At 59.9% G+C, this 16,035-nt stretch carries 16 protein-coding genes; 10 read left to right on the top strand and 6 right to left on the bottom strand.

Features of this window, described 5'->3' with window-relative positions; translation table 11 throughout:
- Window positions 1–817: 817 nt before the first annotated feature.
- The 4 genes from H663_RS28490 to H663_RS28475 all read right to left on the bottom strand — a co-directional run bounded on the left by H663_RS28490 (window position 818) and on the right by H663_RS28475 (window position 4,745).
- Window positions 818–2,002, bottom strand: coding sequence for a M20 metallopeptidase family protein (locus H663_RS28490; protein WP_053174260.1), 1,185 nt, complete (start codon window positions 2,000–2,002; stop codon window positions 818–820).
- Complete coding sequence (locus H663_RS28485; RefSeq protein ID WP_240620456.1) at window positions 1,999–3,258, bottom strand: MFS transporter; 1,260 nt, start codon at window positions 3,256–3,258, stop codon at window positions 1,999–2,001. Before H663_RS28485 ends, H663_RS28490 begins: the two co-directional genes overlap by 4 nt.
- Window positions 3,239–4,387 (bottom strand): trans-sulfuration enzyme family protein, encoded by a 1,149-nt coding sequence (locus H663_RS28480; protein WP_205872701.1) that lies wholly within the window; start codon window positions 4,385–4,387, stop codon window positions 3,239–3,241. Before H663_RS28480 ends, H663_RS28485 begins: the two co-directional genes overlap by 20 nt.
- A gap of 67 nt (window positions 4,388–4,454) precedes the next feature.
- Entirely contained in the window at window positions 4,455–4,745 is a 291-nt protein-coding gene (locus H663_RS28475; RefSeq protein ID WP_240620455.1) for a helix-turn-helix domain-containing protein, read from the bottom strand.
- Window positions 4,746–5,468: 723 nt separating this feature from the next.
- Here H663_RS28475 and aroE point away from each other — a divergent pair.
- From aroE to H663_RS28455, 4 genes are all read left to right on the top strand, one after another.
- Window positions 5,469–6,314, top strand: a complete 846-nt coding sequence (gene aroE / locus H663_RS28470; RefSeq protein WP_053174264.1) for a shikimate dehydrogenase — start codon at window positions 5,469–5,471, stop codon at window positions 6,312–6,314.
- Window positions 6,315–6,577: 263 nt separating this feature from the next.
- Window positions 6,578–7,015, top strand: coding sequence for a universal stress protein (locus tag H663_RS28465; protein WP_133239992.1), 438 nt, complete (start codon window positions 6,578–6,580; stop codon window positions 7,013–7,015).
- A 165-nt stretch (window positions 7,016–7,180) separates the two neighbouring features.
- Window positions 7,181–7,543, top strand: a complete 363-nt coding sequence (gene arsC / locus H663_RS28460; RefSeq protein ID WP_053174268.1) for an arsenate reductase (glutaredoxin) — start codon at window positions 7,181–7,183, stop codon at window positions 7,541–7,543.
- A 14-nt stretch (window positions 7,544–7,557) separates the two neighbouring features.
- Complete coding sequence (locus tag H663_RS28455) at window positions 7,558–7,788, top strand: ATP-binding protein (RefSeq protein WP_083451255.1); 231 nt, start codon at window positions 7,558–7,560, stop codon at window positions 7,786–7,788.
- 84 nt (window positions 7,789–7,872) lie between these two features.
- On the opposite strand, the gene H663_RS28450 is transcribed toward H663_RS28455, so the two are convergent.
- Window positions 7,873–8,778 carry an NAD(P)-dependent oxidoreductase gene (locus tag H663_RS28450; RefSeq protein WP_276309826.1) on the bottom strand — a complete coding sequence of 302 codons (906 nt, stop codon included), beginning with the start codon at window positions 8,776–8,778 and terminating at the stop codon, window positions 7,873–7,875.
- Between the two features lie 104 nt (window positions 8,779–8,882).
- On the opposite strand from H663_RS28450, the gene H663_RS28445 reads away from it, so the two are divergent.
- The 5 genes from H663_RS28445 to H663_RS28425 all read left to right on the top strand — a co-directional run bounded on the left by H663_RS28445 (window position 8,883) and on the right by H663_RS28425 (window position 13,633).
- Window positions 8,883–9,569, top strand: coding sequence for a TetR/AcrR family transcriptional regulator (locus tag H663_RS28445; RefSeq protein ID WP_053176787.1), 687 nt, complete (start codon window positions 8,883–8,885; stop codon window positions 9,567–9,569).
- Between the two features lie 159 nt (window positions 9,570–9,728).
- Window positions 9,729–10,262, top strand: coding sequence for a TRAP transporter small permease (locus H663_RS28440; RefSeq protein WP_053174272.1), 534 nt, complete (start codon window positions 9,729–9,731; stop codon window positions 10,260–10,262).
- A gap of 17 nt (window positions 10,263–10,279) precedes the next feature.
- Window positions 10,280–11,557 carry a TRAP transporter large permease subunit gene (locus H663_RS28435; RefSeq protein WP_053174273.1) on the top strand — a complete coding sequence of 426 codons (1,278 nt, stop codon included), beginning with the start codon at window positions 10,280–10,282 and terminating at the stop codon, window positions 11,555–11,557.
- A 95-nt stretch (window positions 11,558–11,652) separates the two neighbouring features.
- Window positions 11,653–12,681: a TRAP transporter substrate-binding protein gene (locus tag H663_RS28430; protein ID WP_053174276.1), complete on the top strand. Its 1,029-nt coding sequence runs from the start codon at window positions 11,653–11,655 to the stop codon at window positions 12,679–12,681.
- Between the two features lie 100 nt (window positions 12,682–12,781).
- Window positions 12,782–13,633, top strand: coding sequence for a shikimate dehydrogenase family protein (locus tag H663_RS28425; protein ID WP_053174278.1), 852 nt, complete (start codon window positions 12,782–12,784; stop codon window positions 13,631–13,633).
- A 64-nt stretch (window positions 13,634–13,697) separates the two neighbouring features.
- Here the strand turns inward: H663_RS28425 and H663_RS28420 are convergent, their stop codons facing one another.
- Window positions 13,698–14,486 carry a glutamine--fructose-6-phosphate aminotransferase gene (locus tag H663_RS28420; RefSeq protein WP_083451256.1) on the bottom strand — a complete coding sequence of 263 codons (789 nt, stop codon included), beginning with the start codon at window positions 14,484–14,486 and terminating at the stop codon, window positions 13,698–13,700.
- Between the two features lie 665 nt (window positions 14,487–15,151).
- Here H663_RS28420 and H663_RS28415 point away from each other — a divergent pair.
- The gene (locus H663_RS28415) at window positions 15,152–15,898 is read left to right on the top strand and encodes a Crp/Fnr family transcriptional regulator (protein WP_165803884.1); all 747 of its coding nucleotides are present in this window, start codon (window positions 15,152–15,154) and stop codon (window positions 15,896–15,898) included.
- The last annotated feature ends 137 nt before the right edge of the window (window positions 15,899–16,035 follow it).

Below are 16,035 nucleotides of genomic sequence, written 5' to 3'. Positions count from 1 at the left end.
AGACCCCGACAGGGGCCTGAGCGGAATCGGACAAACGTCGGACCTGAAGGTGCCCGACCTACGGGGCCGTGTAGTTGTAGGTCGGTGGTCGAAGACCCCGACAGGGGCCTGAGCGGAATCGGACAAACGTCGGACCTGAAGGTGCCGACCTACGGGGCCGTGTAGTTGTAGGTCGGTGGTCGAAGACCCCGACATGGGCCTGCGTCGAAGCAGAAAACGTCGGACCTGACGGTGCCGACCTACGGGGCCGTGTAGTTGTAGGTCGGTGGTCGAAGACCCCGACAGGGGCCTGAGCGGAATCGGACAAACGTCGGACCTGAAGGTGCCGACCTACGGGGCCGTGTATTTGTAGGTCGGCGGTCGAAGACCCCGACATGGGCCTGTGCCGAAGCAGAATAGCGTCGGACCTGAAGGTGCCGACCTACGGGGCCGTGTAGTTGTAGGTCGGTGGTCGAAGACCCCGACAGGGGCCTGCGTCGAAGCAGAAAAACGTCGGACCTGAAGGTGCCGACCTACGGGGCCGTGTAGTTGTAGGTCGGCGGTCGAAGACCCCGACAGGGGCCTGCGTCGAAGCAGAAAACGTCGGACCTGACGGTGCCGACCTACGGGGCCGTGTAGTTGTAGGTCGGTGGTCGAAGACCCCGACAGGGGCCTGCGTCGAAGCAGAAAACGTCGGACCTGAAGGTGCCGACCTACGGGGCCGTGTAGTTGTAGGTCGGTGGTCGAAGACCCCGACAGGGGCCTGCGTCAAAGCTGAAAAGCGTCGAACTTGAAGGTGCCAACCTGCTCAAAGCGCCATGCGTCCATCACCCTCTGTTCAGGCGATTTGCGCCAAGCTGCTCAGCGAAAACTCGACGTGCATGGCCACGCCCCGATACAGCGCGCTTTCATCGATGTTGAACTGGGGGTGGTGGTGTGCATGGCACGCACCCAGGGCTTCGTTGCGCACGCCGACCAGGGCCATCAGGCCGGGGTACTTTTCCAGAAAGTCGCCAAAGTTTTCCGACACCATGAGCGACGGAAAGTCGATCACCGCCTCGGCCCCAAACAAGTCGCTGGCGCATTGCGCGGCCAGGGCGCTGCTGCGTGCTTCGTTGATCAGCATCGAGCCGCCCTTGCGGATGTTCAGCTGGGCCTGCGCCCTGAAGCTGGCGGCGGTGCTGTCCACCACGCGCCGGATGGCTTGGTGCAGGTGCTGCTGGTCGGCCAAGTGGGTGGTGCGCAGTGTGCCTGCGAGCAAGGCCTGATCGGGAATCACGTTGCCCGCAAAACCGCTTTGAAATTTGCCAAAAGTCAGGCTGGCCGCGTGCGCTGGGTTGATCTCACGCGTCATCATCATGGCCAGGTTGTTCACCAAAGCCGCGCCTGCCGCAATCGGGTCCACACCTTTTTGAGGCGATGCACCGTGGCAGCCCACGCCGCTCAGTTCAATCTCCACCAAATCACAGGCGGCCATGCGTGGCCCGGCCTGCACGCTGATCTGGCCCGCCTCGATTTCGGACCACAGGTGAATGGCAAAGGCCCTCTGCACCGGAAACGCCGCCAGGTGCTCCAGCAATTCGGCCGTGCCGCCGCCTTGCTCTTCGGCTTGCTGAAAGCACAGTTTCACGCTGCCTTGCAGCGATCCCGAGAACTGCTGCAACACCCGCGCTGCGCCCAGCAGCATGGCCACATGGCCGTCGTGCCCACAGGCGTGCATCACGCCGGGCACTTGCGAGCGGTAGGGCAAATGCTCGTTTTGCTCCTGAATGGGCAAGGCGTCCATGTCGGCCCGCAGCGCCACCATGGCGCAGCTGTGCTGGCCTGTGACCGTGGCCACCACGCCGTGTTCGCCCACCCCTTCCCAGGGCACACCCATGGCGCTCAGTTCGGCTTTCACGCGCTCTGCCGTGGCCTGCTCGCGGTAAGACAGCTCGGGCAATTGGTGCAGCTGCTGGCGCAGGCCCACCAGCCAGTCCTGGCAAGAACGGGCGGCTTCAAGGACGGGGTGGCTGGGGGTCATGGTGAGCGCTCCAAGTCAGGTGTTAACAAAGGCCGCAAGGCCCACAGGCCCAGCACCGGGCCGGGGGCCAGCAGCCACAGGGCCATGCTGCCCCACTTCTGCACGGCCCAGCCCAGCAGCAAGATGCTGAGCACGGTGATCAAAAAGCCCACGCCGTTTTGCAGCACCAAGGCGCTGCCCAGCCACTGCGGCGCCGCGTAGTGCGAAGACATGGCTGAAAACTGCGGTGAATCGGCCACCACACAAACGCCCCAAAACAGCAAAGCCCCCAGCTGCACCAGCGGCCAGGTGTCGGGAATGAAGGGGTAGCCCACGCACATCAGGCCCGATGCGGCCAAAGCACTGGCCGCCACCTTGGCGCTGCCCACGCGTCGGCTCCACAGGCCGCCCAGCACGCAGCCGAAAAAGCCGATGCCAATCACCGCAAAGCTGATCCATGCCACAGAAGAGGCCAAACTCTCGCCCGGCTCGGTCAAGGCTCGGGCAATGGGCAGGCTCAGCCAAGGCAGCACGCTCCAAAATGCGTAAAGCTCCCACATGTGGCCAAAGTAGCCCAGCGCCGATGCCCGAAAACCGCGCACCGCGATCACCGCACGCAAGGCTTGGGTGTTCAGGCGAACTGCTGCAGCAGGAGGTGCCGTGGGTTCAGTCAAAGATGTTTGTTGCTTGGGCGCTTGTCCCATCCAGCCCACCAGCACCGCGCCCACCAGGGCCAGCACCGACGAGCCCAGCAGCACTTCAGGCCAGGGCAAGCTCTGGCCAAGAGCCCGCAAGCCGTGCGGCATGGCCGTGCCCAAGGTCAGCATGCCCACCAGCCAACCCAGCGCAGCCGCCGGTTTGCTGCCCACACGCTGCACCAGCATCTTCATGCCCAGCGGGTAGATGCCAGCCAGGCACATGCCCACGACAAAGCGCAGGCTCCAAAACAGGCCGTAATCGGTCACACCCCAAGTGACGGCGGCGTTGGCCAGCGCCCCCAGCAAGCTGCACACCCCAAAAATGCGCGTGGGCTGAAACCGGTCGGCCGCTCCGCTGAAGGCAAAGGCCAGCGTGCCCGCGATGAAGCCCAGTTGGGTGGCGGCCAACAGCCAGCTGAAGGCGGCCGCACTCAGCTGCCAGTCGCGCATCAAGCTGTCGGCCACCCCGCTGGGGCTGAACCACAGCGAGGTGCTCAGGCACTGGGCCAACACAATGAAGGCCACCGCCAGCGAGGGGCGTGGCCCAGAGGGCTGACGCTCAGCTGCTGGCGCGTTCAAGGGCTTGCGCCAGGTCGTCGATCAGGTCATCGGCATGCTCCAGGCCCACCGAGACACGCAGCAAGCCCTGCGGGGTCTTGCTCTCTGGCCCCTCGATCGAGGCGCGGTGCTCAATCAGGCTTTCCACCCCGCCCAGGCTGGTGGCGCGGGTGAAGATCTCCACATGCGCGGCCAGAGCCATGGCCGCGTCTTTGCCACCTTTGACTTCAAACGACAGCATGCCGCCAAAGCCCGACATCTGCTTTTTGGCAATCGTGTGAAAGGCGTTGCCTTCCAGACCCGGGTAATGCACGGCACTGACTTGCGGGTGCTCGTTCAAAAAGCGGGCGACCTTGTCGGCGTTCGCGCAGTGCGCCTGCATGCGGTAGGGCAGGGTAGGCAAGCTGCGCATGACCAGCCAGCAGTCAAACGGCGAGGGCACCGCACCGCCAAACAACTGCGCGGTGCGCAAGGCGGCAAAGTGGGCATCGTCCTGGCGCGTGATGACCGCGCCGCCCAGCACATCGCTGCGGCCACCCAGGTACTTGGTCGTGGCGTGCATGACCATGTCGCAGCCCAAATCGAGCGGGCGCTGCAAAACGGGCGAGGCAAAGGTGTTGTCGGCAATGGCGCGTGCGCCGCCCGCGTGGGCGATCTCGACCACGGCGGCAATGTCCACGCACTGCATCAGGGGGTTGGAGGGGGTTTCGATCCAGACAATGCGGGTGTTGGGCTGCATGGCCGCGCGCACCGTGTCCAGACGGGTCATGTCCACAAAACTGGCGCTGACCTGCCACTTGGCAAACAGGTGTTTGAGCACGTTGGCTGTGCCGTGGTAAATGTCGGCGGGAGCCAGCACATGGTCACCTGGCTGCAGACCCTGAAAAATGGCCGTGACACTGGCCAGGCCCGAGCCAAAAGCGGCCGCGCCCGCGCCGCCTTCGAGCGCCGATAGAGCGGCTTCCAGGCCATTGCGGTTGGGGTTGTGGTTGCGCGAATACAAATAGCCGTGCGGGTAGCTTCCGTCGGGGTCACGCTCAAAGGTGGTGGACAGGTTGATGGGATCGACCACCGCACCTGTGGAAGGATCGACGCCGTGCCCTGCATGCACAGCCAAAGTTTCAAAACGCAGGGATTTGTTTGATTTCATTCGGGAAAGTATAGCCATGGGTTTGTGCGTACAGGTCTGCAAGGCGACAGGGGTGGCGAGCGTCATTTCAGGACATGGCGCGCAACACTTCAGGCCAGTGCTGCGCCACTTTGATCAGGGTTTGCACCGCCCCCGATGGATGGCTGCGGCCTTGTCCCCAGTTTTGCAAAGTGCGCACCGACACACCCATCAATTGCGCAAAGGCCGATTGGGTCAAACCCACTTTGGCCCGCGCCTCGGCAGCGGCCGACAGCGTGACCTGGTGCACCCGGCCTTCGCCGCGTTGGGCTTGCTGGATGGAGGTGAGCGCATCCTGCGCAAAAGCCTGTTTGTCGGCATCCATTTTTTGTTTAGGCATCCAAAGCCTCCTGTATGTGGGTTTGTACGTGTCTGTTGTTGATCCGGCACGCTGAAGTTTGAAATGTGTGAGGCATGTCATCTCGTAGGTCGGTACTCGCAGAGTCCGACATGATGGGTTTAGGCACAGACTCCAGTCGGGGTCTTCGACCGCCGACCTGCAACATCTTTGAGCATTGATCTCGTAGTTCGGCACTCGCAGAGTCCGACATGATGGGTTTCACGCTGGCCGATGTCGGAGTCTTCGACCGCCGACCTACAAAATCCTTGAGCATTGATCTCGTTGGTCAGCACTCGCAGAGTCCGACATGATGGATTTAGGCACAGGCCCATGTCGGAGTCTTCGACCGCCGACCTGCAACATCCTTGAGCATTGATCTCGTAGGTCGGTACACGCAGAGTCCGACATGATGGGTTTCGGCGCTGGCCCATGTCGGAGTCTTCGACCGCCGACCTACAACATCCTTGAGCATTGATCTCGTAGGTCGGCACTCGCAGAGTCCGACATGATGGGTTTCGCGCTGGCCGATGTCGGAGTCTTCGACCGCCGACCTGCAACATCTTTGCGCATTGAAAACTTCACAGAGCCGAATCCACAGTGAGGGGCGTGTCCCAGATCGTCAAGCGCTGGGCTGCCATGCAAACCTACGCTGGACTCAATGATGCTTGTCTTGGCAGCTAAGATTCCGACCTCAACGCCGAGTATTTTGCTGGAAACACCTTTATGACCGCCCCGACCACCGACCATTACGCCGTCATCGGCAACCCCATCGAACAAAGCAAGTCACCCCTGATTCACAGCGCTTTTGCTCAGGTCACGGGGCAGGACATGGACTACACCAAATTGCTGGCCCCCTTGGGTGGTTTTGCGGCGGTGGTGGACGCTTTTCGTGCCAGCGGCGGACGTGGCATGAATGTGACCGCGCCCTTCAAGCTCGATGCTTTTGCCTACGCCACCGACCTGGCCCCCAGTGCGCAGATGGCGGGGGCGGTGAACGCGATGAAGTTCGAGGGCTCCAAGGTCTTCGCAGAAAACTTTGACGGGGTGGGCTTGGTGCGGGACTTGGTGCACAACCTGGCTTGCCCGCTCATGGGGCGGCGCGTGTTGATTTTGGGCGCAGGCGGTGCCACCCGAGGCGCTTTGATGCCCTTGCTGGCCGAGCAGCCTGCCGAGCTGGTCATCGTCAACCGCACGGTGGCCAAGGCACACGAGTTGGCGGCGCTCGCGAAACAGCACCAGACGGGCCAAGTGCCCGTGCAGGGGCTGGGCTATGTCGACTTGCAGGGGCAGACGTTTGACGTGGTGCTCAACGCCAGCTCGTCCAGCCTGAGCGCCGAGCTGCCGCCACTGCCCGCCAGCGTGTTTGCCCCCCAATGCCTGGCCTACGACCTGACCTATGGCAAAGGCCTCACGCCGTTTTTGCAGCTGGCGCAGCAAGCGGGCGTGACGCAGCTGGCCGATGGCGTGGGCATGCTGGCCGAACAAGCGGCCGAGGCCTTTGCCTGGTGGCGCGGGGTCAGGCCGGATACGGCGGCGGTGATTGAAAGGCTGACGGTGCCTTTGGTGTGATGGATAGAGCTGTGGTGCAAACATGCATCAGACTGTGCAGGGTCCGTGGGTGGCAAGCCCTGGAAATATTTGCTGGTGCCGCGCGACGCGATCAGTAAGTCCAAGCGTTGGGTGGACTATTGACGGTACCACCAAGCTTGATGGCATCCATCCTCACTGAAGCCTGTAGTCAATTAGGGCGGGTTTTCACGACTTAGGTCAAGAAACTGACCGGCGCTTGTCTTTAGGATGTTTCTGTCGATGCATCAAAAGGAATATCTGCCGTGGTCAAAAAAATTTTGCTGCCCATTGATGGGTCTGAGGCGTCTATGGCTGCGGCCCGCATGGCCATTGAATTTGCACAATGTCAGGGTGCCGAGGTGTTTGGCCTGGTGGTCATTGACCCTTACCTGTACATCGGGGTGGGGCAGGCGTCCACTTGGGGGCAGCAAGCCCATAGCCAAGTGGCTATGGCATGGGCCGAGCAGCACTTGGGCGTTTTGCGCCGCGAGTGCGACGGTTTGAAGCTGCCCTTTCACAGCGCCACGGTCGAAAACAAGTCGGTGATCAAAGGCATTTTGGAGGCGCAACAATCGCTGGGTTGCGACTTGATTGCACTGGGTTCGAGTGGGCGCGGTGGCGTCTCTGCCCTGGTGCTGGGCAGTGTTGCGCAAAAAGTGCTGGCACAGTCAACGGTGCCCGTGATGGTCTTGAGGGCCTGAGCGCGGCATGGTGTGACCGCTTCTGCGAGTTTCCTCGCCATCTGGTGCGGTGCCTGTCAACTGAGCGCAGCGCCCCACCCACTGGCCAAAAAAGCCATGAACGCGGTACCCTGCGATCACTGGCATCTCACGGTGACAATCGGAAACATTGAGATCTAAACCACCATGTCTGACATCACCATCTATCACAACCCCCAATGCAGCAACTCGCGCGGTGCACTGGCCTTGATCCGCGAAAGCGGTGCGGAGCCCACCGTGGTGGAATACCTCAAGGCCCCGCCCAGCAGCGATGAAATTCTGTCGCTGGTGCAACGCACGGGTGCCAGCGTGCGCGATGTGTTGCGCCAAAAGGGCACGCCCTATGACGCGCTGGACCTGGGCAACCCGAAGTGGACCGATGCGCAACTGATGGCGTTCATCGCGCAGCACCCGGCTTTGATCCAGCGTCCGATCGTGGCCACACCTTTGGGCGTGCGGGTGTGCCGCCCACCACAGACGGTGCTGGAAATCTTGCCGTCAAGCCGCTGAGCAGGGGTGTTGACATGCTGTTGCCCCACATCAACACCCCCCGTTGCACCGGTTGCGGCTGGTGTGTGGCGGCGTGTCCACCGCATGTGCTGAGCTTGCAGGTCGTGTCCTGGCGCAAGCATTCGGTGCTGCATGAGCCCGATGCTTGCACGGGTTGCAGCCTGTGCGCTCGGCGTTGTCCGTTTGGGGTGATCACGATGATCAAGACACCATCACCGTTAGCAGAGGTGCCCTCGCCGCCATGAGGCCGCGCAGACCACGGCACTCCATCGCGGGGCAAGGTCTCCTGTCAATGGCCAGCCGATTGAGCTGCCAAGCCGTGCCGAGTTTCATGCCCCTTGGCGCTTGACCAACAAGCCAATCAATTCGGGCACCAGGGCGTTCGGGTCACCTTCTTGGCAGGCTGTTTCCAGCGTGTTTTTGACGGCTTGTGCCACCGTGTGGTCGGCGTGGGTGTCGCTGGCCATTTGGTTGTAGTAACTCAGGTCTTTGAGCGCATTGCTCATGGAAAAGCGCAGGCCCGAGGTGTCGCCTGTGGCCAGCGTGGGCTTGAGGCGTTCCAGCGCTGCGCCCCAGCCGCCGCCCATGGCCAGCACGTCCACAAAGGTCTGGGCATTCACTCCTGACAGCTGTGCGCACGCGGCGGCTTCGGCCAGCAGAGTGACGGTGCCCAGTGAGACGTAGTTGTGCAAAAGCTTCATGCGGTGGCCGGAGCCAATCGGGCCGGTGTGCACGATGTTTTCGGCAAAGCAGGCCAGGATGGGTTTGCAGGTTTCAAACAAAGCGGCATCGCCACCGACCAACAAGTTCAGGCGACCTTCGGCGGCTTCTTTGGGGGTGCGTGTCATGGGCGAATCGAGAAACTGCCCGCCTTGGGCGATGACCATGGCTGCGACTTTTTCGGTGGAGGCGGGCACAGCGGTGGAACAGTCGATGACGATGGTGCCGGGGCGCATGCCCTTGAGCACGCCGTCATCGCCCAGCAGCACGGCCTCGACCTGGGGCGTGCCGGTCACGCACAAAATGATCACATCCGACTGCGCCGCCAAGGCCTGGGGCGTGGTGCAGGTGCGTGCGCCTGCGGCCATCAGGGCGTCCAGCGGCTGGTTGCCAGGGTGTTCGAGCACCGTGAGGCTTTGGCCGTGCTTGAGCAAATTGCTTGCGATGCCGTGGCCCATCATGCCGATGCCGATCATGCCGATTGTTTTCATGCGTGTACCTTTGAGTGAACGGATTGGCGGCAACTGTAGCCGGGACTTGTGCACCAGGGCGTCACTTGTTTGCCAATCTGGCGAGCACGGTGGCTTTGAAGCAGGCGCTGGCCCTCTATACTGCCTGCATGAACGAACCGGTGCATTTTTCAGAGCCACAACCGCCCACGGGCACAGGCACCGGCCGCACCAACGACCCGGCGCGCACCATGGCCGAGATTCTGGCCGTGGCCACGCATGAGTTTGCTGACAAAGGTCTCACCGGCGCGCGCATTGACGAGATCGCAGCGGCCACGCGCACCAGCAAGCGCATGATCTATTACTACTTCGGCAGCAAGGACGGCCTGTATCTCGCGGTGCTGGAAGAAGCCTATCGGCGCATGCGGGCCATCGAATCCGACCTGCACCTGGACGATTTGCCGCCCGTGCAGGCCTTGCAGCGGCTGGTGGAATTCACCTACGACCACCACCGCGACAATGAAGACTTCATCCGCTTGGTGATGAACGAGAACATTCAGCGCGGCGACTATTTGCGCCAAAGCCAGAGCATCCAGCAGCTCAACTCCAAGGCCATCGAGTCGGTGCGAGAGGAGTATGACCGGGGCGTGGCCGAGGGCCTGTTCCGGTCTGGGTTGGACCCGGTGGACATCCACTCGGCGATTTCTGCGTTCACGTTTTTCAACGTCTCCAACCGCCACACCTTTGGCCTGATTTTTCAAAACCGCGCCAGTCAGGACAAAGCCAATACCCTCAAGCGGGTGCATGTGGTCGAGTTGATTTTGCGTTTCGTCAGCCGGTCGATTCCGGCTGCTTGATCCGGTTCAAAGCCCAACGCCTTGCATCTGGTGGAGGAGCTTCAACAAGCCGGATGAATCGGTGCATGTGCTGATGTCGTGGGCCTGTTCGGGTAAATCCGCCCCTGAAAAACTAACCAGTTCGTACATAATCAACGGACACACACTGGGAGAGTTGCATTGCTCCAAAAAATCATCGACAAGTTTTGCATCGCCCTGAGCATGGTCATGGCTGCTTGCCTGGCCGTGATGGTGGTGCTGGTGTTTGGCAATGTGGTCATGCGCTATGCCTTCAACTCGGGCATCACTTTGTCTGAAGAGTTGTCACGCTGGTTGTTTGTGTGGATGACCTTCATGGGCGCGATCGTGGCCTTGAAGGAGCGTGGCCACCTGGGCACTGACATGCTGGTGGGCAAGTTGGGGCCAGGCGGCAAAAAGTTTTGCTTGGCGCTGTCTTATGGCTTGATGCTTTACATCTGCTGGCTGTTGTTCAGCGGTGCCTACCAGCAAACCCTGATCAATTGGGACAGCACCAGTGCGGTGATGGAAGTGTCCATGGCCTGGGTTTATGCGCCCGGTGTGGTGTTTGCGGTGTTGGGGGGCCTGATGTTGCTGACGGAGTTGCTGCGTTTGCTCACGGGGCAAATGCGCGATGAAGACCTGGTCATGGTCCAGGAATCCGAAGAGTCGCCCCACGGCGCAGGCAAAGCCTGAGCGGGCAGGGGACCGACATGACGATTACCATTTTTGTTTTGTCTCTGCTGGGCGCGATGGCCATCGGCATCCCGATCGCTTTTTCACTGCTGCTTTGCGGTGTGGCTTTGATGTGGCACCTGGACATGTTCGACGCGCAAATCCTGGCGCAAAACCTGCTCGAAGGATCGAACAGCTTTCCTTTGCTGGCCGTGCCGTTTTTCATGTTGGCCGGAGAGGTCATGAACGCGGGCGGTTTGTCGCGCCGCATCGTGAACTTTGCCATGGCCTGCGTGGGGCACATCAAAGGCGGCTTGGGTTATGTGACCATCATGGCCGCCGTGATCATGGCGGCGCTGTCGGGCTCGGCGGTGGCCGATGCAGCGGCTTTGTCTGCTTTGCTCTTGCCCATGATGGTGGCAGCCGGTCACGACCGGGCACGCTCGTCTGGTTTGATCGCCTCTGCCAGCATCATCGCCCCGGTGATTCCGCCCAGCATTGGTTTTGTGATCTTTGGCGTGGCGGGCAATGTGTCCATTTCCAAGCTCTTCATGGCCGGTATCGTGCCGGGCATCCTGCTGGGCGCTTCGCTCTGGGTCACTTGGTGGTGGTTGGCGCGGCGCGAAGTGGTGCAGGTGCCGCCGCGCAAATCCATGGGTGAAATTGGCGTGGCCATGCGCGAAGCCACCTGGGCCCTGGTGATGCCGCTGATTGTGGTTTTTGGCCTGAAGTTTGGGGTCTTCACCCCGACCGAAGCGGCCGTGGTGGCGGCGGTCTACGCCTTGTTCATCTCCACCTTCATTTACCGCGAGCTGGGTCTGAAAGACCTGTACCCCTTGTTTGTGAGTGCCGCCAAAACCAGCGCCATTGTGATGTTCTTGGTGGCCGCAGCCATGGTCTCGGCCTGGCTCATCACGGTGGCCAATTTGCCCGCCCAGTTGATCGAGTTGCTGCAACCCTTGCTGGACAGCCCACGCCTGCTGATGCTGACCATCATGGTCATCACCCTGGTGGTGGGGACCGCGCTGGACATGACGCCGACCATCTTGCTGTTGACGCCCGTGCTGATGCCGGTGGTCAAGGCGGCGGGCATTGACCCGGTTTATTTTGGCGTGCTGTTCATCATCAACAACGCCATTGGCCTGATCACCCCGCCTGTGGGCACGGTGCTCAACGCGGTGGCGGGGGTGGGCAAAATCAGCATGGATGAAGTCACGCGCGGCGTGATGCCCTTCATGCTGGCCCAGTTCACCATCCTGTTCGCCATGGTGGCCTTCCCGGCTTTGGTGATGGTGCCGGCGCGTTGGTTTTATTGAAATCGATTTCTGGGTGTGGCTGTCTGATCGGGTACGCCTGGCAGCCCCCCCTTTTGATGCACAGCGTACGTCCTTCTTTTTTCTGGAGACAACTCATGAAACGTGTATTCATCCAATCCCTGATCGCCACCGTGGCGCTGGCTGCCATGGGCGTGGCTTCGGCGCAGGACAAAACCATCAAGTTCGCCAACCAGAACGCAGCGGGCCACCCGATCGTGCTGGGCATGGAAAAGTTCAAGGAAATTGTCGAGAAGAATTCGGGCGGCAAAATCAAGGTCAACGTGTTCCCCGGTGGCGCACTGGGCAGCGACCAGGCCAACGTGTCGGCCATTCAGGGCGGCACTTTGGAGATGGCCTCCATGAACTCGGGCATCTTCGCCTCGCAGGTCAAGGAGTTCGCGATTTTTGACTTCCCTTTCATGTTCGGCTCTGGCAAAGAAGCTGACGCTGCGGTGGACGGCGCGTTTGGTAAAAAACTGCACGCCAAGCTCGAAGACAAGGGCATCATCGGCCTGGGCTTTTACGAGCTGGGCTTTCGCAACATCACCAACAGCAAACGCGCCATCAACAAGGTAGAAGACCTCGAAGGCCTCAAATTGCGCGTGATCCCCAACCCGATCAACGTGGATTGGGTCAAGGCCTTGGGTGCCAACCCCACACCGCTGCCGTTTCCTGAGCTTTATGCGGCGCTGGAACAAAAAGCCGTGGACGGACAGGAAAACCCGGTAGCCACCATCAATGGTGCCAAGCTGTACGAAGTTCAAAAGCACCTGGCTTTGACCGGCCACCAGTACAACCCCCAGTCGGTCGTGATCAGCAAGAAATTCTGGGAAAAATTGTCGGCTGCCGAAAAGAAAATCGTGTCCGATGCGGCCACCGAATCGGCCAAGTTTCAACGCGAAAAAGCCCGCACTCTGGAAGCCAGCATTTTGGACAACCTGAAGAAAAACGGCATGCAAGTGTCGCAACTGCCTGAGTCCGAAATGGCCAAGCTGCGCGACAAGATGCGCCCCGTGACCGCCAAATACGGCGTGACCGTGGGCCAGGACCTGGTCAAGGAACTGCAAGCAGAAATCGAGAAGGTGCGCACAGCTGCTGCACCGGCCAAGAAGTCGGGCAAGTAAAGCCACACAAGCAGCCTCACGCCAGCGTCTTTCTCCTGGCTGAGGCCGCAGGGCTGGCTTGCTTGTTGGCCCGCCCTTTTTTGATACGCCAACTTTTCCCATGATCAACGGCCACACAGACATCATTGCCCACATCGGCTATCCCACCCACAGCTTCAAGTCGCCGATGATCTACAACCCCTATTTTGAGCAGGCGGGCATCAATGCCGTGGTTGTGCCCATGGGTTGCAAAAGCGAGAATTACCCGGCATTTTTGAAGTCGGTGTTCACGCTTGAAAACATTCGAGGTGCCTTGATCACCATGCCGCACAAAGTCAGCACCGTTGGCTTGCTGGACGAGGTCACGGACACCGTGCGCGTGGCCGGAGCGTGCAACGCCGTCAAGCGCTTGCCCGATGGCCGCCTGGTGGGCGACATGTTTGACGGTGCGGGTTTTGTGCGCGGGGTGCAGCGCAAAGGTTTTGATGTGGCCGCCAAGCGCGTGCTGGTGGTGGGCACGGGAGGTGTCGGGTGTGCCATCGCAGCCTCGCTGGCTGGCGCAGGCGTTGCGGCCATCAGTTTGTTCGATGTGAACGGCGCCAGCTGCAACGCGCTGGCCCAACGCCTGAAACACACCTACCCCCAGATTGAAGTGCGCACCGGAGCGAACGACCCGGCGGACCACGACTTGGTGGTCAACGCCACCCCCCTGGGCATGAACGAGGGTGACCCGCTGCCGGTGGATGTGTCGCGTTTGTCTCCGAACACTTTCGTGGGCGAAGTGGTCATGCGTGCCGAAACCACCGCGTTCCTGGCCGCAGCGCAAGCACGCGGCTGCCGCACGCAGGTGGGCACCGACATGCTGTACGAACAGATTCCGGCGTACCTGGAATTTTTTGGCTGGCCCACCACCACCGCCGAGGTGCTGCGCCGTGTGGCGCGAATGGAAGAGTCACTTCAGACACCTGATTGAGCAGCTCGCGGTCTGCATCCAGGGTGGACTTGAAGGCCCGAGGATGCATGTCCAGGCTTGCGCTTCAGTGGCAAGCCCGCAGGTCGTGAATGGGGCGATTGACATGCTTGCCCGTCCGGTCAGTGATGGCGTATTGATCGTGGCGAATGTCAACCACATCCCCTTCGCACAGATACACCACATGTTCAGCCTCTTCAGGCAAGGCCATCTTGTCACTGGCGATATAGAGCGCCTGCTGGGCGATGCCCAAAAACAAAGGCAAGCCCGAGTGAGCTGCAAGGATGCGCTGAGGCTGGTCATGAAACATGACGGCCAAGGCGTAAGTGCCTTGCAGCAGTCCCAGCGTCCGTTGGATGGCTTGCAGGGCATCGCCTTGGTAGGTGGCGTGCATCAGGTGTGCAATGACTTCGGTGTCTGTTTGGCTGGTGAAGGTGTAGGCCCGTTCCATGAGGTGGGTGCATAGACCCTGGTGGTTGTCGATGGTGCCGTTGTGCACCAATGCCACCTGTGCCGGTTTGCTCAGATCCGTGTGTGGCCCATGGCTGAAATGCGGATGTGCATTGAAGATGGTCGGTGCGCCCTGCGTGGCTGCTCGGATGTGTCCCATTGCGCTTGTGCCTTGCAGGCCCAACAGTGGGTCTGTGGACCGTGAAACCAAGTCGGCCATGCTGTGGGTACTGCGCATTCTGAGCAGTTTGGCGGGAGACATTTTGGCGTTCTGCATGCCATGCACGGCCAGACCGCAAGAGCCATGAGCATTCGAGCCATGAGCATCCAGGGCCATATGGTGCAGACCCTTGAGCAATGCTGGAACGATATTTCTTTGCGAGACTGCGCCGATGATGCCGCTCATGGAGAGTCCTTGGAGAAGGTTGATCAGGTGCCATGGATGCACTGAGGGGGTGAAATGCGGCCGGTTATCTGCTGATGACACGTGCCCAATGGTTTTGGCAGAGGGGGCCTTTGTGCAGAAACGCTGTCAAAGTCGCCGCCATGGTGAGGGCAAATCAGAGATGCAATGGCGGTCTATTTCTGAGAATTTTGCCCTTGTGCAAGGTGCAGCGTGCCATTGATTGAGGCAATCAGTATGTGCGACATCGCACACAAAATTAAGCAGTGTGATTTGGGTCACTTCCAGTTTGGTGTGTGCTGGCGCCATGTCATTCAACGAACGGACGGCCCACACGATGGGCACTAAATTCAAAGCCTCAGTGCCCAAGATTAGAGAGCAATCACATCATGAAAGTGAGTCGCTGAACTTCATGCCAGAGCGTTAAGCAGAGGTTTCAAATCTTCCTTAAGTGAGCGCTGCTTGCGCTCTGTGTACGAGTCCTCGGTGATGCCGGGTAGATCGAAAGATAGATATCGAAATGCCTATGTTTTCACATCGTTTGATCAATAGCAATTGGAGAGCCATTCGCCGACCATGTATTTGAGCCAATGGGTTTTTTCTATGACCTTTCCGTGGCGTCAAAGCTGAATCAGCTTGCATGTTCACAACGCTTGAAGAGGATATTTATGTCTTACCCGATGCTTGAAAGTGCGCGCAAAAATTTTATTTTAGCCGCATTGCCTTTGATTCAATATGCCCGAATTTCAGAACACTTGAAGTCAGTTGACTTGCTCACAGGGCAAGTGATTTATGAACCTGGGGAGAGTTTGGACTTTGTTTATTTTCCGACCACATGCACGACGAGTCTCGTGCTGCAGACGCAAGATGGTGAAACCTCCGAGCTGGCGATGACGGGCCGTGATGGATTGGTCGGCATCCCTCTGGTTTTGGGTGGCGCATCCATGAATCACCGTGTCATGGTGCAGCGTGCTGGGCGTGCGTTCAGAATGTCTGCAGATGTGTTTGAGGCAGAGTTGCTCCATTCCAAGGCTTTGCAGCAATTGGCCTTGTCGTATGTGCAAGCCATGATCACGCAAATGTCGCAAAGCATTCTTTGCATTGGACATCATGCAGTCAGTGAGCGTCTGTGTTACTGGCTGCTGTTCAATGGCGATGCACTGCCTGAAGAGCCCATCAAAATCACCCACGAGATGATTGCCCACATGTTGGGTGTTCGCCGGGAATCTGTCACACAGGCTTTGGGCAAGTTGCAAACGGCAGGACTGGTGTCCAGTGGACGTGGAAAAATTGCCATATTGGACCGAGAAGGTTTGACTCAGCAGGTGTGCGAGTGTTTTTCTTTGGTGACAGCGGAAAAACAACGCTTGTACGAGCGTGCGATGCGCATGATCAGTGCTGAATCAGAGACGTAACAGCCAGACGATGCACTGTCAGCGCCCGATGCACGTTTGTTGCAAAAATATCAAGATGCCTACGATTTTGCCCCGGTGGGGTTTGTCAATCTGGATGCCCAGTGTCAAGTGGTTCACACCAATTTGGCGGGGGCCAT

Source organism: Limnohabitans planktonicus II-D5, from assembly GCF_001270065.2.
Taxonomy (GTDB): Bacteria; Pseudomonadota; Gammaproteobacteria; order Burkholderiales; family Burkholderiaceae_C; genus Limnohabitans_A; species Limnohabitans_A planktonicus.
The sequence above is the reverse complement of the archived record's forward strand: the minus strand, read 5'-3'. Positions and strand labels throughout refer to the sequence as shown.